This window comes from Vibrio sp. La 4.2.2, from assembly GCF_027586995.1.
Lineage (GTDB): Bacteria > Pseudomonadota > Gammaproteobacteria > Enterobacterales > Vibrionaceae > Vibrio > Vibrio mediterranei.
In genome coordinates this window covers 88,991-112,455 of the sequence record NZ_JAPPTJ010000010.1, presented here as the reverse complement: position 1 = coordinate 112,455, position 23,465 = coordinate 88,991, and the positions used below count along the sequence as shown (strand labels likewise).

20 protein-coding genes and 1 pseudogene are annotated in these 23,465 nt (G+C 40.9%); 16 read left to right on the top strand and 5 right to left on the bottom strand.

Annotated elements, in window-relative coordinates; all coding sequences use genetic code 11:
• Positions 1-2: 2 nt before the first annotated feature.
• The 5 genes from pseC to rfaD form a co-directional block, all read right to left on the bottom strand.
• Positions 3-1,175, bottom strand: coding sequence for a UDP-4-amino-4,6-dideoxy-N-acetyl-beta-L-altrosamine transaminase (gene pseC / locus OH456_RS20500; RefSeq protein WP_270034149.1), 1,173 nt, complete (start codon positions 1,173-1,175; stop codon positions 3-5).
• Positions 1,172-2,185, bottom strand: a complete 1,014-nt coding sequence (pseB, locus tag OH456_RS20495) for a UDP-N-acetylglucosamine 4,6-dehydratase (inverting) (protein WP_198558411.1) — start codon at positions 2,183-2,185, stop codon at positions 1,172-1,174. The genes pseC and pseB overlap by 4 nt, the downstream gene beginning before the upstream one ends.
• Positions 2,186-2,320: 135 nt before the next feature.
• Positions 2,321-3,346, bottom strand: a complete 1,026-nt coding sequence (locus OH456_RS20490) for a hypothetical protein (protein ID WP_270034147.1) — start codon at positions 3,344-3,346, stop codon at positions 2,321-2,323.
• Complete coding sequence (locus OH456_RS20485) at positions 3,346-5,115, bottom strand: polysaccharide deacetylase family protein (protein WP_270034146.1); 1,770 nt, start codon at positions 5,113-5,115, stop codon at positions 3,346-3,348. The genes OH456_RS20490 and OH456_RS20485 overlap by 1 nt, the downstream gene beginning before the upstream one ends.
• A 134-nt stretch (positions 5,116-5,249) precedes the next feature.
• Complete coding sequence (gene rfaD / locus OH456_RS20480; protein WP_198558408.1) at positions 5,250-6,191, bottom strand: ADP-glyceromanno-heptose 6-epimerase; 942 nt, start codon at positions 6,189-6,191, stop codon at positions 5,250-5,252.
• A 262-nt stretch (positions 6,192-6,453) separates the two neighbouring features.
• On the opposite strand from rfaD, the pseudogene OH456_RS20475 reads away from it, so the two are divergent.
• The 16 genes and pseudogenes from OH456_RS20475 (at position 6,454) to OH456_RS20400 (ending at position 23,342) form a co-directional block, all read left to right on the top strand.
• A pseudogene (locus OH456_RS20475) lies at positions 6,454-7,805 on the top strand (MBL fold metallo-hydrolase RNA specificity domain-containing protein).
• Positions 7,806-8,519: 714 nt separating this feature from the next.
• Positions 8,520-9,434 (top strand): sulfate adenylyltransferase subunit CysD, encoded by a 915-nt coding sequence (cysD, locus tag OH456_RS20470; RefSeq protein ID WP_443088642.1) that lies wholly within the window; start codon positions 8,520-8,522, stop codon positions 9,432-9,434.
• A gap of 86 nt (positions 9,435-9,520) precedes the next feature.
• Positions 9,521-11,236, top strand: a complete 1,716-nt coding sequence (locus tag OH456_RS20465; RefSeq protein ID WP_270034145.1) for an SLC13 family permease — start codon at positions 9,521-9,523, stop codon at positions 11,234-11,236.
• A gap of 91 nt (positions 11,237-11,327) precedes the next feature.
• Positions 11,328-11,975, top strand: coding sequence for an adenylyl-sulfate kinase (gene cysC, locus OH456_RS20460; protein ID WP_270034144.1), 648 nt, complete (start codon positions 11,328-11,330; stop codon positions 11,973-11,975).
• A 5-nt stretch (positions 11,976-11,980) separates the two neighbouring features.
• Positions 11,981-12,946 carry a DHH family phosphoesterase gene (locus OH456_RS20455; RefSeq protein WP_270034143.1) on the top strand — a complete coding sequence of 322 codons (966 nt, stop codon included), beginning with the start codon at positions 11,981-11,983 and terminating at the stop codon, positions 12,944-12,946.
• A 10-nt stretch (positions 12,947-12,956) separates the two neighbouring features.
• Positions 12,957-14,372 (top strand): sulfate adenylyltransferase subunit CysN, encoded by a 1,416-nt coding sequence (gene cysN / locus OH456_RS20450; protein ID WP_270034142.1) that lies wholly within the window; start codon positions 12,957-12,959, stop codon positions 14,370-14,372.
• Positions 14,373-14,483: 111 nt separating this feature from the next.
• Positions 14,484-15,260 (top strand): ABC transporter permease, encoded by a 777-nt coding sequence (locus OH456_RS20445; RefSeq protein WP_270034141.1) that lies wholly within the window; start codon positions 14,484-14,486, stop codon positions 15,258-15,260.
• On the top strand, positions 15,260-16,324 hold the full coding sequence (locus OH456_RS20440) for an ABC transporter ATP-binding protein (RefSeq protein ID WP_270034140.1): 1,065 nt from the start codon (positions 15,260-15,262) through the stop codon (positions 16,322-16,324). Before OH456_RS20445 ends, OH456_RS20440 begins: the two co-directional genes overlap by 1 nt.
• Positions 16,317-16,883, top strand: a complete 567-nt coding sequence (gmhB, locus tag OH456_RS20435; protein WP_270034139.1) for a D-glycero-beta-D-manno-heptose 1,7-bisphosphate 7-phosphatase — start codon at positions 16,317-16,319, stop codon at positions 16,881-16,883. Before OH456_RS20440 ends, gmhB begins: the two co-directional genes overlap by 8 nt.
• Positions 16,880-17,908 (top strand): GDP-mannose 4,6-dehydratase, encoded by a 1,029-nt coding sequence (locus tag OH456_RS20430; protein WP_270034138.1) that lies wholly within the window; start codon positions 16,880-16,882, stop codon positions 17,906-17,908. The genes gmhB and OH456_RS20430 overlap by 4 nt, the downstream gene beginning before the upstream one ends.
• A 14-nt stretch (positions 17,909-17,922) precedes the next feature.
• Positions 17,923-18,957, top strand: coding sequence for a GHMP family kinase ATP-binding protein (locus OH456_RS20425; RefSeq protein ID WP_270034137.1), 1,035 nt, complete (start codon positions 17,923-17,925; stop codon positions 18,955-18,957).
• Positions 18,939-19,511: a D-sedoheptulose-7-phosphate isomerase gene (locus tag OH456_RS20420; protein WP_270034136.1), complete on the top strand. Its 573-nt coding sequence runs from the start codon at positions 18,939-18,941 to the stop codon at positions 19,509-19,511. Before OH456_RS20425 ends, OH456_RS20420 begins: the two co-directional genes overlap by 19 nt.
• 3 nt (positions 19,512-19,514) lie before the next feature.
• Positions 19,515-20,198 carry a nucleotidyltransferase family protein gene (locus OH456_RS20415; protein WP_270034134.1) on the top strand — a complete coding sequence of 228 codons (684 nt, stop codon included), beginning with the start codon at positions 19,515-19,517 and terminating at the stop codon, positions 20,196-20,198.
• Positions 20,185-20,550: a polysaccharide biosynthesis C-terminal domain-containing protein gene (locus OH456_RS20410; protein WP_270034133.1), complete on the top strand. Its 366-nt coding sequence runs from the start codon at positions 20,185-20,187 to the stop codon at positions 20,548-20,550. Before OH456_RS20415 ends, OH456_RS20410 begins: the two co-directional genes overlap by 14 nt.
• Before the next feature lie 3 nt (positions 20,551-20,553).
• On the top strand, positions 20,554-22,482 hold the full coding sequence (locus OH456_RS20405; RefSeq protein WP_270034132.1) for a glycosyltransferase family protein: 1,929 nt from the start codon (positions 20,554-20,556) through the stop codon (positions 22,480-22,482).
• Positions 22,479-23,342 carry a sugar nucleotide-binding protein gene (locus OH456_RS20400; protein ID WP_270034130.1) on the top strand — a complete coding sequence of 288 codons (864 nt, stop codon included), beginning with the start codon at positions 22,479-22,481 and terminating at the stop codon, positions 23,340-23,342. The genes OH456_RS20405 and OH456_RS20400 overlap by 4 nt, the downstream gene beginning before the upstream one ends.
• Positions 23,343-23,465 lie beyond the last annotated feature (123 nt).

The window sequence follows — 23,465 nt, the reverse complement described above, 5'->3', positions numbered from 1 at the left end:
TGCTAGCTCGCTAAAATATCAGTCAAGATGGCAACAACGGTATCTTGCTGACTATCAGTCATACCATGAAACATTGGTAACGAAATAGCTTCTTGATAGTAGCGCTCAGATTCAGGGAAATCACCGATGGCAAAGCCCATTTGTTGATAATATGGCTGAGTATGTACCGGAATATAATGCAAGTTGACCCCAATGCCTTGCTCACGTAATGCATTGAATACTTGTTGGTGAGTCAGAGTGATCTCATCAAGCTTCAAACGGATAACGTACAGGTGCAGACCAGAGTAGGTATCCTCTAACTGATACGGGCGCACAACGGGTAAAGCTTCTAATAACGCATTGTATCGAGAGGCCAAGTTATGACGAGCCGCGACAAATTGCGTCAAACGCTGCATTTGGGTGACACCCAATGCAGCTTGCAATTCAGTCATTCGATAGTTAAAACCCAAATCTATCTGCTGGTAGTACCATGCACCATGCGATTCTCCCTGCATCATTGCAGGATCTCGTGTGATACCGTGGCTACGTAACAGTGCCATTTTATCCGCGAGTGTTTGGCTGTTGGTCAGTGCCGCACCACCTTCGGCCGTCGTCACGATTTTTACCGGGTGGAAGCTAAACACCGTGATATCCGAGTACTCACAGTTTCCAATAGGCTTACCGAGATACTTTCCACCAATCGCATGAGAAGCGTCTTCAATCACTTTGAAACCATATTCTTTGGCAAGTTTGCCAATGGCTTTCATGTCACAAGGCTGACCGCATAGGTGCACTGGAACCACCACTTTTGGCAGCTTGCCTTCAGCTTTTGCCTGAATCAGCTTCTGCTCAAGCTTCTCGGGACACATGTTGTAGGTTTTTGGGTTGATATCGACGAAGTCAACCTTGGCGCTGCAGTACAGGCCACAGTTTGCTGATGCGACAAAGGTGACAGGCGAGGTCCACAACCAGTCACCCTCACCTAAGCCTAAAGCCAGACAAGCGATGTGCAAAGCAGAGGTCGCGCTGTTGACTGCCAATGCGTGCGCCGCGCCGGTATGAGCTGTAAGCATTGACTCGAACTCGGGTACCTTTGGTCCTTGAGTCAAAAAGTCAGAGTTAAGAACGTCAACAACAGCGTCGATATCTTGTTGAGTAATCTCTTGTTTGCCGTATGGAATCACGTTACTTCTCACACTATAAAGTTTGGATCAACATGCTCTTTGATCAGTGCACGCAACCCTTCAATGGTTTCCCACTCGGTATTGGTTCCTGAGTTGTATTTGAAACCAAACGGTACTTTCTCAGCTTTGTGGTGATTCAAGTACTCTTCCTCTGTATATGTAAATGATACAGAGGGCAGAATGGCGTAGTACTTACCCAAGTCAATGGTGTTGAGAGAATCAGTATCGGTGATCATTTCTTCATGGAGCTTTTCTCCAGGACGAATACCTACAACTTTCGTTTTGCACTCAGGTGCTACCGCTTCGGCAATATCCATGATCTTGTAAGAAGGGATCTTCGGTACAAAAATCTCGCCACCAAGGTGGTGTTCCAACGCGTACATCACCATGTTCACACCGTCTTGCAAAGAGATGTTGAATCGAGTCATCTCTTCATGAGTGATAGGTAACAGGCCTTCTTCTTTCTTCTTCAGGAAGAATGGGATAACAGAGCCTCTTGAGCCCATGACGTTACCGTAGCGTACCACGCTGAAACGGATGTCTTTAGAACCCTTAATGTTATTGGCTGCAGTGAACAATTTATCAGAGGCAAGCTTAGTCGCGCCATATAGATTAATCGGAGCACATGCTTTATCAGTGGAGAGTGCCACAACATCATGAACGCCACATTGCAGGGCTGCCTGAATCACGTTTTCCGCTCCATCAACGTTGGTTCGAATACATTCTGTAGGGTTGTACTCTGCTGTATCTACCTGTTTGATTGCTGCTGCGTGAATAATCACATCCACGCCTTCACACGCCTGAATCATGCGGTTTCGATCACGAACATCACCGATAAAGAAGCGCAGCTGAGGAAAATCTTTGTGAGGATATTGCTGCTTAAGCTCGAACTGCTTCAGTTCATCTCTTGAGAAGATAATGATCTTCTTTACATCCTCATAACGTTCAAGAATCGTTTTGATGAATTGTTTTCCGAATGAGCCTGTGCCACCAGTAATCAGCACGGTTTTGTTATTTAACATGAAAAAGTATCCTTTGCTTGCAACGTATGGTCTTGTGACATTGCCAGTTGCTTTGTTACTAGTATAACACGCACATTGCGACAGTCATGTGCTTTGCTAGCCGCCAGAAGGCGACGCAGGTTTAGGGGGATGAGCTTAATTCAAAGACTCAAAATGACCATCTTTGGTAATAATGGAGTCTAAGATCTGCTCTTTATTTAACTGATTTCTTATCTCCAAAATGACCTGACTTTGTCGTCCATCGTCTATGAGAGTGACAGGTAATTCTGGGAAAAGTTTCTTTAAGGTGAACAGGGCCGTAGAGTAAGGGCCAACCACTCTGGAAAAAGTCAGGCGTTTGGTCAGTATCTCAAGCTCCATCGGACGGTCAGGAGTGTGATATTCGACCGACTTAATGGCCTTTACGGCTTTTGTCACGGCTTCACTCTCATTACGATGCGGAAAATAAACCACTTTCTGAGCTTTGTTCTCAGTAAAAAGCATGATTTCTTTTAAGTGGGCATCCAGCGATTTTTGGTTTTTATGCCCAATAGCACCCTGACCAATAAATGCCACTGGTCCCTGTGCATCATACGCATTAAAAGAGTCAAAGCGACTGAGCAGGTCGGCAAATTGGTTAATCTGACTGTCAAAAAGTTCGTCAGAAAAATCGAACATAGAGTAAACCAACAGGTTATCAGGTACGGGTAACACACCCACAGGTTGAACGCCCTGCAGGCGAAGCAGCAAGTCATGAAACCAACGTTTGCGGGAGTAGGGTATGGCGGGCTTAATGTACTTCTCAACTTCATTGATGCTAAGGGTGCCGTCATCAAAATAAACGGTACGGCGGAACGAAAGGTTCTTGCGAACCAGGTTCACTCGCCAGCTAGCAAACTCACCAAAGCAAAAGTGATCAATAGATAATCCGTGGCTGGAAAGATAACGCTTTAATTTTCTAATAAAGGCGGGTGTGGTAAAGGTTCTGTTTCCGGTCTTCAACTCAAAGGTACAATCCCAGTTATCTCGGGATATCAGTTGTTGCAGTTGTTCCAAACCTCTTACGGTATCACCCACTTCTAGAATTAAAATATTACAAGATGCGTTAAATGCTTTTCTTGCTTCAAATGCACATAGATACTGCAACGGTGAAGTCACATAGAATACATTTGCTACTTTCATTATTTCTTTGCCTTTCTAAACAAATAATTGCCACGCACTTTGCGCCACAACCCAAACACATCTGTTTTCGGGAAAATCGCAATACGGCGGATCTGATAGGGATCTTTATGAAATTGCAGTGGTCCCGAGTTGGTGGCGACTGCGTACTGATAACCTACCTCTTTAGCGATATCTTTTGATGTCTGATTATGCTCACCAAATGGGTAAGCGAACGAAGTTAGGGGTTTGCCGATGGTCGCCTCTAACGCCGCTTTGTTCTCGATGATTTCATGGAGCTGCTGTTCATTCGATAAAGTGTTAAGTTTAGGGTGAGTCAGGGTATGCCCGCCAATCTCAATCAGCTCGGATTGCGACAGTAACTTAACCTGGTCAGTATTCATTAATGGCACAGACGTCTCAGGATTACTTGGGTTTTCAACATCCCAGCGGTTAAAAGTTTCACCAGTAACCACATAAACCACGGCTTTGAAGTCGTATTTTTGTAAAACAGGGAGCATCAGCTCTAAATTATCGACATAGCCATCGTCGACCGTCAACATAATGTAACGCTTACCCGCTTCGAGCCTGCGAATTAAACGCCCATCCTGAAGATCCTCAAACGTCAGTGTTTCAAATCCCATCCTTTTCAATAGAGCCATATGCTTATCAAACATATCGATATGAAGGTAGGTACCGTGAACGCCTTTGCCACTGTCATCTTTAATAAAGCGGTGATACATGATTACAGGCATTTCACGCTTTAGTGTAGTGACATAGACGTCTTGATAAATACGCTCTATTTGGTCAACAATCGAAGAGAGAGTATAGTGTTCGCGTATAGTATCGCTGATGGCCATTGAACAATGTGCAGTCGTGAGTCCTTGCTCTACAAAGGAAGGAATCGAGCCAAAGTCGATATCGAGATCTTTTGGCCCTATATCGCCAAAGTTTGTGGCCATCGCTTCTGAAACATTTGCTTCGTCGATAACACCAATGCACTTCGCTTCACCGATAGCCAGAGTAGGGCGGCCACAAAGCAAGGATTCCATCGCAACGCGTCCGGCTCCAATCACTAAGTCTGCTTCACTTAGCATTGTCGGTACATCATTGGTATAACCAACAAAGTTGACGGTTGATTTAAACTTTTCGAATCTTGTTTCAAACTTAGAGCCAGTGACCACACGAATGTCATATTTGTCAGCGTTTAAACACTCATCAAGCAGGCGATAACATAAGTCACCTTTCGGGCCCGTCAAGCGACCTACAATAGTAATCACAGGTTTTGCGTTGTTAGGTGCTTCAACCCATTTGAAGTTGTCAGTCTCAATACCATTGCGACTCACCTCCATCTGCTCTAAAGGTACCGCTAAATCGTTGTGTAGTTGATCACGAATCGCCTCACAAACGGGTAGCGCTCTATCACCCATAGCATGAAACTTCTTACGCGATGCATGTACAGGTTGACGACCATGCACAGTTGTTACCACAGGGGTACCAGTTAGCTTACAGGCCACATGGCAGCTCCAGCTTGATGCACGAGAGTGAGCATGGACTAACTGAATATTATGTTTTTTGATTAGGTATATGAGATAACCCACATGCCAAAAACGACGCGGCACACTACGTTTGTTAAATCGCAATGAGAAAAATGGGCCGTCATGAGGTTTTGTCAGCGTATCAGAGACATAAAACACATTATGACCCCGAGCGGTGAGTTCGTTACCTACCGTAGTAGCGTAAACCTCAGCCCCAGTGACTTCAAGCTGGGACAGGGCCATAAGAATATTCATCAATAAACTCTTTCTAGATTATTCAGTTTTCATGCCGTCAGGGTTATTTTTTGAGTAAATCCCTGTATAGGCAGGGATTTACTCTCCAGGATGACTAAACTTCAACCAAAATTCTTAAACGTAGAAGCACCTTGTTACTTATTCACAATCGCCAAATACTCAGCAACACCTTCAGCAACAGTCTTAAACTCGATATCACAACCAGCAGCACGTAAGTTGGTTAAATCAGCTTGAGTAAACTCTTGATAAGCACCTTTCAAATGGTCAGGGAATGGGATGTTTTCAATTTCCCCTTTACCGTGGTGCTTGATCGCCGCTTCTGCAATAGCCTCAAATGTCTCTGCATTGCCGGTACCGCAGTTAAAAATGCCCGAAACGCCATTTTCCATAAACCATAGATTTACTTTAGCTACGTCACCAACATAAACGAAGTCGCGCTTAAACTGGGCGCTACCTTCAAATAGTTTTGGATTCTCTCCAGCATTCATTTGGTTATTCAAATGGAATGCCACAGAAGCCATGCTGCCTTTGTGCTGCTCACGTGGGCCATAAACGTTGAAGTAACGGAATCCAGTAATTTGTGACAGTTTTTCGCCGTGTGCTTCCGCGTCAGCAGTTAGACGACGGACATAGTTATCGAACTGTTGTTTAGAGTAACCGTAAACGTTTAGTGCACCTTCATACTGGCGCTCTTCCTTAAATACAGTCGTCTCACCATAAGTTGCCGCAGAAGAGGCATAAAGGAACGGAATTTCACGCTCTAGACAGTAGTGAAGTAACTCTTTTGAATACTCATAGTTATTCAACATCACATACTTACCATCCCACTCTGTCGTAGCTGAACATGCTCCTTCGTGGAATACCGCTTCGATAGGTCCAAAATCATCGCCAGCCATAACTTGCGTTAAAAAGTCATCGCGATCCATATAGTCAGTAATATCAAGGTCAACCAAGTTTTTGAACTTACGTCCATTTTTAAGGTTGTCGACTACCAGAATATCATTTAAGCCTGCTTCGTTAAGCGCTTTGATAATGTTGCTGCCAATCATGCCAGCACCGCCAGTTACAATGATCATAAAACGGTTCCATTTGAATAGGATAATTCAGTTGAGTATATAAGATTTCCACGTAGCTTCAAAGCAAGGGAACTAAGTTCTCAGGAAGTACCAGAGTAGAAATTAATGCTTTTCCAAAGCATGTTGACGCAGGTTCTACTCTGAGACTGACAATTGTTTGGTTCTATGCGACAGAAGTTAGAATGTTATGAACTAGAGCATTGACGTTCGCTACCGGCCTACAGTAGGTCTATGTTGATAGGCATGACAACTGGAGATAGGTATGCAGTTAGCACCAAATGTAGAAGTGACACATCATGGAGGCAAAGACACAGTGACAGGTTCCTGTCATGAATTGGCAATAAATGGTGAATCTGTGTTAATTGATTGTGGGCTTTTTCAAGGAGCGGATTCTTACAATCAGACTCTGAAGATCGATTTCAGCTTAAAGCATGCGCGTGCTTTGATTCTGACGCATGCCCACATCGATCATATTGGTAGGTTACCGTGGTTGTTTGCCGCAGGGTTTCGTGGGCCTATTTATTGCACCCACGCAACGGCTTATTTAGTTCCATTAATGTTATCCGATGGTCTTAAACTAACGCTGGATCTATCTAAAAGCAAAAGAACGCAATTCATTGATTTAATTTTTAAGCATCTGAAACCTATAAACTACTCAGAATGGACACCTATTAAGTCGAACTATGGAGGTTATTTCACTTATGTAAGATTCAATCCCGCCAGACACATTTTAGGTAGTGCCTATATTGAGTTAAAACTGCCAAAAGATGAAATAGCAGTATTCTCTGGAGATTTAGGACCTAATCATACGCCATTACTACCAGCCCCATTCCCCCAAAACGTGCTGACTACCTTTTTCTAGAATCTACCTACGGTGACAAACGCCATGAATCGGTCGATAAACGCAATGAGAGGTTATTGACGATTATTAAACGAAGTTTAAAGGATTGAGGTGTGATCATTGTGCCTGCCTTTAGTGTTGGCCGAACACAGGAGTTGTTGTTTGATATTGAGTCACTACTGCATCAAAACCAACTACAATCGACGATTCCTATCATTGTTGACTCTCCCATGGCGGTCAAAGTTACTAAGGCTTATCGTCGTTATCGTAAGTTATGGTCTAAAGAAGCGAAGCTGAAGATCCAGCAAGGTCGCCAACCTTTGAATTTTTCGCAGTGTGTAGTTATTGAAAGTCATCAAGAACATTGTCGAGTGGTGAATAGACTAGCATCGACAGGAGAGACTGCGATTGTCATCTCGGCACCTGGTATGTGCCAAGGAGGCAGAGTAGTTGATTATCTAAAAGCTTTACTTCCAGACAGACGGACAGACATAGTGTTCTGTGGTTATCAAGCGAATGAAACGTTAGGTCGTGATATTCAAATAGGTAAGGAACAAGTTTGGATAGACGGTACTAGTATCGAAATGAATGCAATGGTTCATACAGTATCAGGTTATTCAGCGCACGCCGATAGAGATGATCTCATAATGTTTGTAAAAGGTTGCAGGGAGTACTTAAAACAATTGTATCTGATTCATGGAGATAGTGAAGTTAAAGCGGATTTTGCACGGTTGCTCAAAAAAGAACTATTGAATGTGGAAGTGGTTAAATGAACATCATATATAAATCAGACTCTTGCTCTGGCCTACATTAATGACAGCAGCGTGTTGATTTTATGCTTTAATGTCATAATTGTGTAAATTTGAACTACCTCATACTTTCGTTAATTCAGCTCATATTAAGTGGAGGATTGGCCTTTATCTTAAAGGGAATTTAATAAACAATGCTTTCAGAAATGGAAAATTAGGGTGAAAAGAGCATATAAGTGCCGTGTACCCACAAGGAAAAATCAAGCGATAGAGCGAACTTAGCAAGGATGATTGCTTTTGAACTTGATATGATGTCAGTTGTAGCAGTTAATTGTGTAATTCTCTTCTCCCTTCATTCGATAATCGTTACATTGAATTCAATGACGTTTATCTGAGTCCGATTTGTTCCTCTAGGCATGGTGTGTGCTATCGCGGTTGAACTTAGTTTCCTATATAATCTCCGCAAATTATCTTTGTGACGCTCGTATTGTCAAGACTCACAACATAAAAATCTCAGCTTTTGAGGGCTTTACTCAAGGGCGGTAGCGTGTCCAAATTAAAGGGATGTAAAACTAGGACAAATTCGTCAACATACCTATGTTGAGAGTGGAATGGCGTTTTAAGAAAGAGGCAATAGCGAAAACGTTAAGCTTTTAGTTTTGTTGAGATGATATGAATGATCCATATTGTCTGTCGACGTTGTTCTCAAATCTTTAGTATTTAAGAGGAAAATTATTCATGGCAATTACGCAAGAGCGTATTACTCACCTGAAGCAGTTGGAAGCGGAGTCTATCCATATAATGAGGGAAGTAGCTGCCGAGTTTGATAACCCGGTAATGCTTTACTCTGTAGGTAAAGATTCATCAGTAATGTTACACCTTGCCAATAAGGCTTTTGCTCCAGGTGTTCCGCCATTTCCTTTGATGCACGTTGATACCACGTGGAAATTCAAAGAAATGATTGAGTTTCGTGACTATATGGCGAAGAAATTGGGTATGAAACTGATTGTTCATCAAAATCCTGAGGGTTTGGCAATGGACATTAACCCTTTTGTTCATGGTAGCTCTAAACACACGGATATCATGAAGACACAAGGTCTTAAGCAGGCACTAGACATGCACGGCTTTGATGCTGCTTTTGGAGGTGCTCGTCGCGACGAGGAAAAATCTCGCGCTAAAGAGCGTGTCTATTCTTTCCGAGATGAGCACCATCGTTGGGATCCTAAAAATCAGCGTCCAGAGCTTTGGAATATCTACAACGGCAAAGTTAACAAAGGTGAAAGCATTCGCGTGTTCCCGCTTTCCAATTGGACTGAGTTGGATATTTGGCAATATATCTACCTAGAGCAGATTGAAATTCCGGGGCTGTATCTTGCTAAAAAACGCCCGGTTGTTGAGCGTGATGGCATGTTGATCATGGTAGATGATGAGCGTATGGAACTTCGCGAAGGTGAAAAAGTGCAACAGAAGATGGTTCGCTTTCGTACATTAGGCTGTTATCCATTGACTGGCGCTGTAGAATCAGAAGCAACTACGCTTCCAGAAATTATCCAAGAGATGCTACTAACCACGACTTCTGAGCGCCAGGGTAGAGCTATTGATCATGATTCTTCAGGTTCGATGGAGAAGAAAAAACGCGAAGGGTATTTCTAAGCTTTATATCAAGTAATTATACTCGACGATGAACCAACGGCTTTAGTGACACGCTAAGGCACGCCAGATAGAGTTTAGCAAATTCGATGTTGATAACTGCTCTTGTAATTGTAGGGCTTCTGACTAGCCTAGTGTGTACTCGGTATCGCTCTAGTTTACTGTTTATAGGGGCGATACTCGTGCTGTATGTCACTGGTCAAATCAGTCAAGCGAGTATTTTAACTAATATCACGAATACATCCGTTTTGACATTGGTGGCTTTAATGCTCGCGTCTCTGGCGTTAGAGCGTAGCGACCTGTTAGTGTGGATGTCGAGTAAAATATTCCATCCCAGCTACAAGCAAACGGTTGTTAGGATGGGGGTGTCCACCGCGATAAGTTCAGCACTTTTAAACAATACTGCCGTTGTGGCTACGCTAATGGGTAGTGTATTACGTAATCAAGAGCACTCACCATCAAAACTACTCATGCCGCTTTCTTACTTTGCTATTATTGGTGGCACAATGACCTTGATTGGTACCTCTACCAATTTGGTTATCAATGCAGTGTTGGTTGACCATGCTGTTGAACCGTTGCGTTTTTTCAGTTTTACTCCTATTGGATTAGTAATTCTTGTCTTTGTCGGAGCCGCTATTGCGTTAGCGTGTGGCTCCCTGTCCTCTCACGATCAAGTCGAAAAGAAAGACAAAGGTTATTTTATTGACGCTGAAGTCGGCATTAGTAGTAAGTTAATCGGTCATACTGTCAGACAAAACAAGCTTCGATCGCTCGATGGTTTGTTTTTGGCGGAAATTGTGCGTGGAAAGCAACTTATTTCTCCTGTTACTCCCGATACAGTTATTGAGGGCGGAGATAAGCTAATTTTTACCGGTGAAGTCGAGAATCTAAAACAATTAAGTGAGTTAGATGGTGTAGAGGTTTTTGCGGAAACGAATGAGCTTCTCGAGTCGAATTTAACTGAGGTTATCGTTAGTTCAGAATCTGTACTTGTTGGCAAAACACTTAAGTCTACGGATTTCCGTTCTAGGTTTGATGCTGCTGTGGTGGCTATTAACCGTGAAAACCAGCGCTTGTCAGGGAAGCTTGGAGAACAACGAATTCAGGCTGGCGACAAGCTTGTACTTGCTGTGGGGCAAGATTTTCACAAGCGACAGAATATCTCTCGAAACTTCTACATCCTCAGTGGTATTCAGCTCAATAACCGATTAACCAAAGCTCAGAACTGGATGGCAGTTGCTGGTTTTGTGGCAGCAATTTTAGTATCGGTTGCGACACCACTCTCGTTACTGGAGACCGTGGCAGCTTATTTATTGGCGATGGTTGGGTGTAACATTTTGGATAGCACAACCATCCGGCGTCGGTTTCCGTTTGAACTTTGGCTTATTTTGGTTTGTGCTTTATCCATCGCCCAAGCATTCAGTCAATCTGGACTGGCACAGTTTATTACCGCCACGCTTTATGAACTATTGGGTGAGCAAAGCCCCTATATTGCTCTAATTGTGGCATTTTTAGTTACAGTATTACTGACAGAAGTTATCACCAATACTGCTGCTGCTGCGATAATGTTGCCGATAGGGCTTTCGCTAGCAAATATTTATCAGGTGAGCGCAATGCCATTCATCATGGCTGTTGCCTACGCGGCGAGCGCTTGCTTTATTAGCCCTTATGGGTATCAGACGAACTTAATGGTCATGAATGCTGGTGGGTATACCTTCAAGGACTTTATCCGGGTTGGTTGGAAGGTTTCTTTGACCTATTGCCTAGTAGCCTTAACTTGTATACCTCTATTCTTCCCATTTTAACTTGTTGATCATTATCTCGATTCAGTTGAAAAAGCAACTTTATTTATAAACAAGGAAGAGAGTGACGCTCGATGCGACGCTCGATGATTAAATGAACAATCCATATTCAAAACTCGACAATGATTCCAAGAGTGACGACATTGTTTGGCATCACACTACCGTGACTCATGAAGATAGAAAAAAACTCAAGTCTCAGCAACCTGTGTTGCTTTGGTTCACTGGATTAAGTGGTTCAGGAAAATCCACTGTCGCAAACGCGGTAGAAAGTAAACTAATGAGCATTGGTCGTCATAGCTATCTGTTGGATGGCGATAACGTGCGCCATGGGTTAAACAAAGACCTCGGCTTTACCGATGAAGACCGTGTTGAGAACATTCGACGTATTGGAGAAGTTGCGAAGCTGTTTGTAGATTCAGGGTCTATCGTGCTTTCTGCCTTTATCTCACCATTTAAATCAGAGCGCCAAAAAGTACGTGATTTATTTGAGCCAGAGCAGTTCCTTGAGGTGTTTATTGACACGCCGCTAGATGTGTGTGAACAGCGTGATCCAAAAGGGCTTTACAAAAAAGCTCGAGCGGGTGAAATCCCTAACTTTACCGGTATTGATTCCGACTATGAAGTGCCGGTGAATCCGGAAATCGTGGTGAAAACGCAGGACATGTCCATTGAGGCGTGTGCAGAGCAAATCGTTGCACAGCTTCGCCAGCTTGGTTACCTCACTTATTCAGAGCAGGGTTAAGCAGAATGCACTATGACGTATTTAATGGTGATGCGGATGGCATTATCGCTCTCATCCAGCTTAGACTGGATGATCCTAAAGAAAGTATTTTAATCACAGGTGTTAAGCGAGACATTAAGCTACTAGCACAAGTGGTTGACTCGAAAGATGTTTCCTCAGTTACTGCGTTGGACATTTCTATGGAAAAGAACATGCCAGCGCTCGAGATGCTTCTGACTGAACGGAATGTGCCTGTTTTCTATTGTGATCACCACAGAAGTGGCGATATACCGCAATCGAGTTTGCTTACTGCGGACATTAATCTTGATGCCGAAGTCTGCACAAGCCTGCTTATTAATAAGAGACTAGATGGAAAGCATAGTCACTGGGCTATCGCTGGTGCATTTGGTGACAACTTATTTAAACCAGCACTTAGCCTTGCGACCTCAGAGGGGCTCCCTGAGCCTGATATCGAGTTTCTAAAAGAACTTGGGACACTGATAAACTACAATGGTTACGGTGCGAGTGAAGCTGACCTGCATATTGAGCCTGCAATCCTGTTTCGTCAACTTGTGGAGTTCGAAAGTCCATTGATGTTGAGAGACGACCAATCTTCACCTTTCTATGTTCTCAAGAAAGGTTATGAACAAGACTACCTGCATGTTTCCGAGCTAAGCCCAGTATTTAGTGATGAAATTTGCGAAGTTTATCAGCTCCCCTGTGAAAGTTGGGCAAGAAGAATCAGCGGCGTGTTCGGGAACGAACTTGCAAACCGAAACCCAGACAAAGCTCATGCTGTACTTACTCAAAACCAGGACGGTCAATCTTATACAGTGAGCGTTAGAGCACCACTAAACAACCGCAATGGCGCAGACGAAATATGTGTGCAATTTCCAACTGGTGGCGGTAGAAAGGCTGCTGCAGGGATTAACCAACTACCGATGTCTGATAAAGATAATTTCATCAACGTATTACAACAATTCTATAGTTAATAGGGGCAATATGTCACATTCGTCAGAGCTCATAGCAAAAGATATCGAAGCGTATCTAAAAGTACATGAAAACAAAGACCTACTTCGCTTTCTTACCTGCGGTAACGTTGATGATGGTAAGTCTACCCTGATTGGCCGTCTGCTTTATGATTCAAAACTGATATACGAAGACCAAATGGCGGCGATTGAGAAAGACTCGCAGAAGTTCAATACCACGGACGAAGCGTTTGACTTGGCGTTGTTGGTAGATGGTCTTCAGTCTGAGCGTGAGCAAGGTATCACTATTGACGTCGCGTATCGTTATTTCTCAACCGATAAACGTAAGTTTATTATCGCGGATACTCCAGGGCATGAGCAGTACACACGAAACATGGTAACGGGAGCTTCTACTTGCGACCTTGCGATTGTTATGGTGGATGCACGTCGTGGAATTCAAACTCAAACACGTCGCCATAGCTACATTTGCTCTCTTCTGGGCATTAAGCACGTTATTGTTGCCATCAACAAGATGGATTTGATGGATTATAGCCAAGAGGTATACCAGCAAATCAAAGCGGACTATCGTGAGATGGCAGAGAGTTTCAATATCGATGATATCCGTTTCGTACCTATCTCGGCTCTTAAAGGCGACAACGTTGTTACTCCAAGTGAAAACATGGATTGGTATCCAGGTGCGACATTAATGAAGCTTCTGGAAACCGTAAAAGTATCTAAGGATAAGAACCTAGAGCAAATGCGCTTTCCGGTGCAGTATGTGAACCGTCCTAACCTAGATTTTCGTGGTTTTTGTGGAACGCTAGCATCAGGAATTGTTCAAGTTGGAGATGACATTACTGCGCTTCCTTCGGGCAAAACCTCAAAAATTAAATCTATCTTCACTTATGAAGGTGAAATCAATACAGCACAGCCAGGTCAAGCTATTACGATCACGCTCGAGGATGAAATTGATGTGTCGCGCGGTGACATGTTGGTTCACTCTGGTCACGAACCTAGTGTATCGAATGAATGTGAAGCCCACGTGGTTTGGATGGGCGAAACACCGATGCTTACCCACAAAGAGTATCTGTTTAAGTTCTCGACAAAGAGTTGCTCCGGTAAGGTTGGTAGCATTTTACACAAGGTTGATGTGAATACATTAGAGAAACATGCGGAGCAGGTCGACAGTTTAGAGCTTAACGAAATTGCGTTGGCATCGATTAAGCTAACCGATAGGGTGGTTATGGACTCTTATAAAGAGCTCCCTCAAACAGGTGCGTTTGTGGTTATCGATAAAATTACTAATGTCACTGTTGGTGCTGGGATGGTCAATGACGTTGTTGGTATTTCAGAAGAGAAGCAGTCTAGTCGTATTTATACCGAGAGTGAAAAGGCACTCAATGCGTTTGTTCGCCAACACTTCCCCGAGTGGGGCTGCGAAGAAATCTAATTGAAGCTGTAGCGAGTATGTAACGAAAACACACGATTATTATCTTCTATTAATCAAAAACGATTAACTAAATAAACTAACGTAATACAGCACTGATAAGTTATTAAAATTATGTATTCAATAGAGTTAAAAAAAACTGTTGAGCTGATTTGGGTCAAAGCAATGATGAACCTAAGATCAGAAGCGTCAGTAAATTATCTCAGCTATGCATGGTGGGTCATTGAGCCGCTAATGCATATGGTAGTATATTTCTTGGTATTCTCATTTCTGTTAAACAGAGGTGGAGATGGCTATATAGCATTTTTGTTAACCGGTTTAATTCCTTGGCTTTGGTTTGCCAAAACTATAAGTCATAGTATGGGAAGTATTTTACAAGGGAAGCAGTTAATAAATCAGTTACACATACCAAAGATATTCTTTCCTTTGACATTCGTAATTCAAGATTTCGTAAAACAAATAATCGTATTCGTTTTACTTCTTGTTTTCTTATATTATTATTTGGGAGGACTTCCACTTACAGCACTATACGTTATTCCTATTATAGTGATCCAACTGATTCTTTTAGTAGGTTTTGCACTACTTTCAGCCATAGTAGTTCCCTTTGTTAGAGATATGACTTTTGTTATACCTACAGGGCTTCAATTTCTAATGTTCTGCTCTGGCATATTTTTTAGTCATCACGATGTTCCCGTATCACTTCACAGTTATTTTTTCCTTAACCCTGTAGCTGTATTGTTAGCTGCCTACAGAGATACTCTTCTCGATGGTATAGCACCTAATTTCCTTCAGCTAGGCTATGTGGCGATTTTTGGTTCCATTATGGTATTGCTCGCAGCATACTTGTATAAGAAGTTAGAATTTGTTCTACCAAGGGTGGTACTTGAGTAATGAGCGATTTCCCCAAAACTATGATCGAACTTAATAATGTTGCTATTACTTATAGAGAGCGGAAAACCCTATTTAGGTTTGATGAATATCACGCATTGAAGGACATCTCTTTTAAAGTTTACAAAGGAGAAACACTTGGTATTATTGGTCGCAATGGAGCAGGTAAGTCAACTCTTTTAAGACTTTTAGCCGGTATAATTGAGCCAGATAAAGGAGAAATTAAACATAATACTAAAAGCGTATCTTTAATGGCTTTAGCTGCGGGTTTTGATCCGAATCTTTCTGGCAGACAAAATGCTATTATTAGCGGTATGTTAATGGGCTATAGGAAGCGTGAGGTTGAATATGTGCTAAGTGAAATCAAAAATTTCTCCGAACTGGGAGAATTTTTCGATAAACCAACGAAAGCATACTCATCAGGAATGCGAGCTCGGCTAGCTTTTTCTATTGCAATGAATATTTCTCCTGATGTTTTGTTAATTGATGAAGTATTAGGTGTCGGAGACGTGAACTTTAGGCAGAAAGCAGAACTAGCGTTAGAAAGTAAAATAAGATCAAATATTACAGTGGTTTTGGTTTCACATTCTGAAAATCAAGTATCTAGACTTTCTGATCGAATAGCTTGGATCGAAAATGGTGTGGTTCGTGCTGTTGGTTTACCAGATGAAATATATAATACCTATAATATGCATTTATTGTTTTCTAAGTTTGGTGTAGAAGTGCTGGATTGTGAAGTTTCTGATGATTATATATTTCAAATTGAACCGTTGGAAAGCAATGAATCAGAACTTGAATTCAAGTTTAATATTGTGATTATTGACAAAAAACAAAGGCCAATTAAATCTGTAAAATTAATACATGACAATAAAAAAGACTCTATCTTTTTAAGTGGGCCGTCAGCATCACCAGCTTATTTTACGAGATATCCAAAATATGAATCTGCAAAATGTGCACGCTATAGAAATGCTTCATTGCTATTAAATGGTGAGTTTCAAATAATCATAGAGCATGAAGAAGGTATTGGCAAAATGCTAAGGATTGAATTTGGAGAAGTCAGTGAATAAAGCTTTTTTTCTAGATAGAGATGGTGTGATTAATGTTGATCATGGACATGTTGGAAGCGTTAAGGAATTTGATTTCATCGAAGGGGTATTTGGAGCATGTCGAAAAATCAATGAGCTTGGCTTTAAAATCATAATAGTAACCAATCAAGCAGGCATTGCGCGTGGCTACTATACGGAAGAAGATTTTAATACTCTAACGAATTGGATGATTGGAGAGTTTGAGCAAAATGATGTAAAAATAGATGATGTTTTCTATTGCCCACATCATCCCGAAAAAGGGAACGGTAAATACCTAAGAGATTGTCAGTGCCGCAAGCCTAATCCTGGAATGATATTGGATGCAGCTGAAAAACACAAACTGAACTTAAATTTGTCGGTTTTAGTTGGAGATAAGGTTTCCGATATTCTAGCTGCAGAGAGAGCTGGATTAGGTGAAACCTATCTAATTAATAGTAAATATTTAACAACGGAGCAATCCAAAGTGTATGATTCGCTACGTCATGTTGTTGAAGAATTTGAATGTAGCTCTATTAGAGCTAAGTTGGAGAATAAAAAGTGAAAAAAGTACTGATAACAGGTTTTACCGGTCAGGTAGGTTCTCAAATGGCCGATTATATTTTAGAAAACACTAGTCTAAATGTAGTAGGAATGATGCGTTGGCAAGAACCAATGGACAATATTTACCATTTAACTGAACGTATCAATAACAACGACAGGGTAAGTATTCGCTATGCAGACCTAAATGATTACTCATCGCTATTTAAGTTACTTCTTGAAGAGAAACCTGATTATATTTTCCATTTGGCAGCGCAATCGTTCCCAAGAACGTCGTTTGATATTCCATTAGAAACGCTCCAAACTAACATAATGGGTACTGCAAACCTTTTGGAAAGTATTAAAGCTCTGAAGTTAAGTGATGCATACAATCCAGTTATTCACGTGTGTTCTTCTAGTGAAGTGTACGGAAAAGCTGAAGTGGGTACGTCTCTCAATGAAGATACTAAATTTCATGGAGCTAGTCCGTATAGCATCAGTAAGATTGGAACTGACTATCTGGGTCAGTTCTATGGTGAGGCATATGGTCTTAAAACATTCGTAACTAGAATGGGGACTCACAGTGGTCCTAGACGTAGTGATGTATTTTTCGAGAGCACAGTGGCTAAGCAGATTGCATTGATTGAAGCAGGCCTTCAAGAGCCCAAAATAAAGGTCGGTAACTTGGCTAGTACGCGTACCTTCCAAGATGCTCGAGATGCGGTCCGTGCATATTATCTCCTAGCTTTAGAGAGTGAAAAAGGAAACGTTCCTTGCGGAGAAGCATTCAATATTGCCGGAGAAGAAGCATATCAATTGCCGGAAGTTATAAAGCTCTTAATCTCTTTGAGTACCAAGGAGGACATATCTGTAGTTACAGACGAAGATCGCCTAAGACCTATCGATGCTGATTATCAGATGTTTGATAATACTAAGATCAAGCAGTTCATTGATTGGAAACCAGAAATCAAAACGAAAGATATGTTCAAAGACCTACTACAACATTGGCGAGATGAGTTGAGTAATGGTCGAGTTCCGTTGAATAGATAAAAGGATTTTAAAAAATGAAAGTAAGATCTAGAGCTCCCTTACGACTAGGGCTCGCTGGGGGGGGGACGGATGTTTCTCCTTACTGTGATCAATTTGGTGGGTACGTACTCAATACAACAATCTCTCTTTATGCACACTGCACGATTGAAACGGTAGAGGAGGGAGAGCTCTACTTCCACGCAAAAGATATTGAGGAGACCTGGAATGGCAGTGCAGTCTCGGTACTAGAATGTACCAATGATAATCTCCAGCTTATAAAAGCTATCTATAACCGAATAGTTAAAGACTACAATGACGGTCAGCCTCTATCCGTGGGAATTACGACTTATGCAGATTCTCCATTGGGCAGTGGCCTTGGCACCTCTTCTGCAATTACCGTTGCGGTCATTAAAGCGTTTCAAGAGTTACTCAATATTCCGATTGATGAATATGGAATTGCAGAACTTGCCTATGATATCGAACGCAAAGATTGTGGCTTGGCAGGGGGTAAACAAGACCAGTACGCAGCAGCATTTGGTGGTTTTAATTTCATAGAGTTTAAAGAAGATGATGTAATAGTTCATCCATTAAACATAAAACAAGAGTTTAAGAATGAACTCGAAACATGTTTATTGACATACTTTACAGGCTCTTCACGTGCTTCAGCGAAAATTATCGAGGAGCAGAAAAAGTCAGTTCATTCAAAAGACAGCTCAGATGCATTAAACGCTATGCATGCAATCAAGCAGTCTGCTGTCGATATGAAAGAGGCATTACTGAAGTCATCAGTGTCTTCTATGGCAGATATTCTAAAAAGATCATGGGAAGCTAAGAAGCAAACTTCCAAATCAATATCCAATCCACTAATTGAAGAAATTTATGATGTAGCAGTTGAAAATGGAGCTATCTCAGCCAAAGTGTCCGGTGCTGGCGGTGGCGGATTTGTCATGATGTTTGTAAAACCTACCTACATAATTGATGTTATTACTAACTTAAGTGAATTACCCGGTAGTGCATATCCAGTAAAATTTGAAAGTGAAGGAGCAACAAGTTGGAAAGTTATATCTTAAAGTCGATCAACGATTCGATCGAAACTAAAAAGCTTATCTTAGAGAACAAAGAGCTAATTGAGTCAATACAAAAAGTTTCTGCATTGTGTATTGAAGCATTTAAAAACGGTAATAAGGTTATTTTAGCCGGTAATGGTGGAAGTGCTGCTGATGCTCAGCATATCGCAGCAGAGTTTGTTAGTAGATTTGAATTTGATAGACCAGGGCTACCGTCTATAGCTTTAACGACAGATACTTCAATGATTACAGCTATCGGAAATGACTATGGATTCGAAAAATTATTTGAAAGGCAGTTAGAAGCCAACAGTAAACCAGGTGATATATTTATTGGTATTTCTACGTCTGGCAATTCGAAAAATGTCCTCAAAGCGTTTCATAGAGCTAAAGAGCTAGGTGTAACAACAGTCGGGCTTTGTGGCAATCAAGGCGAAATTCTTTCAATTTCTGATCATGTGCTGTCCATTCCATCCAATAAAACGCCTCGTATCCAAGAATCCCATATTCTTGTAGGCCATATTATTTGTGGCATCGTTGAAAATGAGATATTTGGATAACAGATGGAAGTAATTGTTTTAGCGGGTGGTAAAGGCACCCGCTTACGTAGTGTTATTGGCGAAAGCCCTAAACCGATGGCTTTAATCAATGGTGTTCCATTTCTTGAGAAGCAGTTTGACTGGTTAATCTCTCAAGGAGCTTCCAAGTTAATTGTCTCTGTAGGATATAAATATGAGATGATTACAGAACACTTTAAGGATGAGTTTAAAGGTATTCCAATACGTTATGTAATTGAAGAGCAACCTTTGGGAACTGGTGGTGCTATTTGTTTGGCCTCTAAGGAATGCGCAGAAGAACAGTATTTCGTAGTAAATGGCGATACTTATTACCCCATATCATTAACAGACATGCTTGAAAACTACTCGAAAAATGATTTGATGATCGCTACAAAATTCATAGAGGTGGCCGATAGATACGGTTTAGTAAGGACAGTTGATGACAAGATTATAGGATTTGACGAGAAAAAAGCTAAATCATCTGGTGATATCAACGCTGGTATCTATCTTATGTCTAAAAACCTAATAATGAATATGCCGACAGGAAATTTTTCATTTGAAGAGTTTATGCAGAGTGGATTGGAAAGCGCTAGCATTAGCGTATCTCGCCATAAACCTATTGATGATACTGACTTTATTGATATAGGAGTTCCAGAAGACTATGAACGAGCACAACATGTCATTAATTGAGTTTATTAAACCTGACTTCGAGTTTAAGGATGACCGTGGAGAATTAACTCAGCTTTTTCGAGATGGATGGTCACAGGTAAATTATATTACCTCGGAAGCTGGTGCGTTAAGAGGTGGACATTATCACAAGAATAATGTGGAAATGTTCTATATCATTTCTGGAAAGATAAGACTAAAACTCAATACTCTTGATAATAGTACAATTGAAGAGCATACCCTTGTAGCTGGTGATATGTTTAAAATTAAAGCTAATATATCTCACAGCTTTGAGTTTCTGACGTCATGTCAGCTAATCTCAGCTTATGATAGAGGAGTTGAGTCTGACGAAGGAATGGATATTCATCAAGGGTAAAATATGAAGTTTGCAGTATTGGCAGATTGGCCAGAAGTTAAAAATGCAGAGTATGAAGTAATTAAACGTATTCAATTGGCCGCTGATCGTTGTGGTTATGAATGTCTTGTGATAGACCCTCAAGGCTTGGTCATTGAACTTAATGATCAAGGTTATGAAAAGCTTGGGCCAAGAGTATGTGACCTAGATAAAGTATCATTTGTTCTGAACCTTCATTTTGCATCACCAAAAGTATTTGATAAATTTACATTTGCTACAACTTGGAACCCGCCACCATTCTTTTTCGATTGGGGGTATCCGGTAGCAAGTCGTCAGTTTGCAACAGCAGACGATTATCTAGTATATAACTCAAAACCAATACTTTCTCATTTACACAACTTAATTGGCTCTTCACGGAGAAATATTGACGAAGCTCTTCACATGGTACCTTCTGTACCTTATGTTGAAAGAGAAGTGTTGCATGGCCTTGATAGCAATTCACCCAAAGTATTTTATTCCGGTATAAACTGGGAACGGATTGCTAATAAAAACGGTCGCCATCATGAACTGTTCCAATTGTTGGATCAACAAGGTTTCATGCGGTTTCATGGACCAGAGCTATTTCTTGGACATAAACCATGGGCGGGCTTTAAGAGCTTCTATGGTGAAATTCCTTTTGATGGAGTTTCAACGATAAAAGTTATACAAGAATGTGGAATATCACTAGTACTCTCTTCCGATGTTCATCGAGATAGTCATGCTGCGACTAATAGACTATATGAGAGCTTAGAAGCTGGCGCTATCATCATTTCTGACGATAATAAATTCGTCATGGATAATTTTGGTGACGTAGTACTACCAATTTCTTATTCAAAAAATTATGAGGAAACCTGCAATCAAATTGTAAGCCATGTTAACTGGATAAAAGCGAACCCAGATGAGGCCAAGCAACTTGCAAAAAAAGGCCATGAGAGATACAGAGAAATATTTGGTCTTGAACATCAATTGAAGACTATTGTAAATAGCTTCGACAATAGAAAGAAGCAAGTAGAAAGTATTTGTCAGGTTACTGAGGGAGATGTTGAAACTACAACAGTGATCGTGGATGCGACCGCAGGAGTTGACAAGGAGCAATTAGCGCAAACTCTTATCTCTGTAGATAAGCAAACATATCCAAAAGTTAAGACATTCGTTGTAGTGGAGACCCAACAAGAATCTGAATTACAGTCAATATTAGAAAATCTGAATGGCGAGTATTATATAAAGACTGTAGATCAAGAATCAATTGGTACTACTGTAGAGAAGCAGCGTATCATTCTTAAAGGCAGAGTCTTACAGGAAATAGCAGCGGAAAACGAACTATCTCTAACTTTATATATGGTTCAAGGCGATGTAATATTTTCTAATCATTTGAGTTCACTAGCGTACCCAATAATCAACGAGGGAGCTGATGCGGTATGCTCCGGTTGGATAACGGAAGATAGTGAAGGTAAGCGTGAAGTGGAATATTTTGGCGAACCCGCTGCGAGAGATAATATGATTAGTTTAGCTCATCGTCCAAGGCTTTCTGCATTAATGTTTAGATACAAGAAGAGTTTTAATACTTGGTATCTTGATGAAGAACTACCAAGTGTATTTAGTGCAAATGCTGCAATTAACAATACAATGGCATTCAGTAACTCTCCGACAACAGTTATCAAAGACTATAAAGTACAAGATAGAGTTAAGTTCGATTTAATAAAACAGTTAGAAACGATTCGTGACACTTATAGATTTAACCCTCATGCCGCTATTGCACAGTCGGGAGGAGGCTCAACTAATGTTATTTTAACAGATGAACTATTCGTACGTACTCAAAAAAGAATAATGTGGGATTTCTTCTCTAAATACCCGAAATTCCAGCGAGTGTGTCAGAAAATATTTAGGTTCATTAAAGGAGTATTCAAAAAATGATTCATGTAGTAGTAGGTGCGAGTGGGTATTTAGGTAGCAGTATACTATCTTGTCTATCTAGTGAGGAACATGTAATTGCAACATATAGAACGAAAAAAGAACCAATTGCTAATGAAGAATGGAAACAGTTAGATGTTGGTAACCTAACCTCGATAGATGAGTTTTTCTCAGAGCTTGATGCCGATGAACAATATACCTTCTATTATCTAGCAGCACTGCATCACCCAGATAAGGTTGAAGAGGATTGGCAACTGGCTTGGGACATAAACATTACAGGGCTAGCTTACTTTCTAAGTAGACTCCCAGACAACTCAGATCTTATTTACTCTTCGACAGATAATGTTTATGGAGAGAGCAAGAATTTTGTAGCCTTGGATGAAAGCTCAATTAAAAATCCCGTCAATGAATATGGCAAGCAAAAACTCTTGGCCGAGAGTATGGTACTATCGAGAGGGCTTAAAGTTGCACGATATTGTTTCTTGATTGGTCCATCTAAGATATCAAAGCCTCATTTCTATGATGTAATCATTGAATCATGTATTTCAGGCGATGGGATTGGACTGATGACTGACTCATATCGAAGTGTTATTTCCTTTGATAAAGCTGCTGAGTACTCGGTGGAGTTAATGAAAAAGTTCTATCAGGTTGATATTGGGCCTATAAATATTTCTTCTGACGATGTAATGTCAAAATATGATATTGGGTTTAAAATTGTGGATAAAAAATATCACGATAAAATATCGAAGATTAGTATTAGAAACTCATCTGTTTTCAAAGCCAAGAGGCCTGAGAATGTCATTCTATGTAACGATAAGTTGAAGATGCTACTGCTCAAAGATGAACTCAAGTTTTATATTTAGATGATTTATTGTTTTGATATTATATAAGTAACTGTTGTGATGAAAAAAAAGAAAATTATTATTCATATTGGAACATTTAAAACCGGTTCCACTGCAAATCAGGTTTATCTTACTAAATATGAA

Bases quoted from the DNA above. Each gene is read 5' to 3' on its own strand.
- OH456_RS20445 (WP_270034141.1), top strand. From the start codon at position 14,484: ATGTATTCAATAGAGTTAAAAAAAACTGTTGAGCTGATTTGGGTCAAA.
- rfaD (WP_198558408.1), bottom strand. From the start codon at position 6,191: ATGATCATTGTAACTGGCGGTGCTGGCATGATTGGCAGCAACATTATC.
- OH456_RS20425 (WP_270034137.1), top strand. From the start codon at position 17,923: ATGAAAGTAAGATCTAGAGCTCCCTTACGACTAGGGCTCGCTGGGGGG.
- cysC (WP_270034144.1), top strand. From the start codon at position 11,328: ATGAACAATCCATATTCAAAACTCGACAATGATTCCAAGAGTGACGAC.
- OH456_RS20490 (WP_270034147.1), bottom strand. From the start codon at position 3,346: ATGAAAGTAGCAAATGTATTCTATGTGACTTCACCGTTGCAGTATCTA.
- OH456_RS20415 (WP_270034134.1), top strand. From the start codon at position 19,515: ATGGAAGTAATTGTTTTAGCGGGTGGTAAAGGCACCCGCTTACGTAGT.
- OH456_RS20410 (WP_270034133.1), top strand. From the start codon at position 20,185: ATGTCATTAATTGAGTTTATTAAACCTGACTTCGAGTTTAAGGATGAC.
- pseB (WP_198558411.1), bottom strand. From the start codon at position 2,185: ATGTTAAATAACAAAACCGTGCTGATTACTGGTGGCACAGGCTCATTC.
- OH456_RS20400 (WP_270034130.1), top strand. From the start codon at position 22,479: ATGATTCATGTAGTAGTAGGTGCGAGTGGGTATTTAGGTAGCAGTATA.
- OH456_RS20485 (WP_270034146.1), bottom strand. From the start codon at position 5,115: ATGAATATTCTTATGGCCCTGTCCCAGCTTGAAGTCACTGGGGCTGAG.
- cysD (WP_443088642.1), top strand. From the start codon at position 8,520: ATGGCAATTACGCAAGAGCGTATTACTCACCTGAAGCAGTTGGAAGCG.
- OH456_RS20405 (WP_270034132.1), top strand. From the start codon at position 20,554: ATGAAGTTTGCAGTATTGGCAGATTGGCCAGAAGTTAAAAATGCAGAG.
- OH456_RS20455 (WP_270034143.1), top strand. From the start codon at position 11,981: ATGCACTATGACGTATTTAATGGTGATGCGGATGGCATTATCGCTCTC.
- cysN (WP_270034142.1), top strand. From the start codon at position 12,957: ATGTCACATTCGTCAGAGCTCATAGCAAAAGATATCGAAGCGTATCTA.
- OH456_RS20465 (WP_270034145.1), top strand. From the start codon at position 9,521: ATGTTGATAACTGCTCTTGTAATTGTAGGGCTTCTGACTAGCCTAGTG.
- OH456_RS20440 (WP_270034140.1), top strand. From the start codon at position 15,260: ATGAGCGATTTCCCCAAAACTATGATCGAACTTAATAATGTTGCTATT.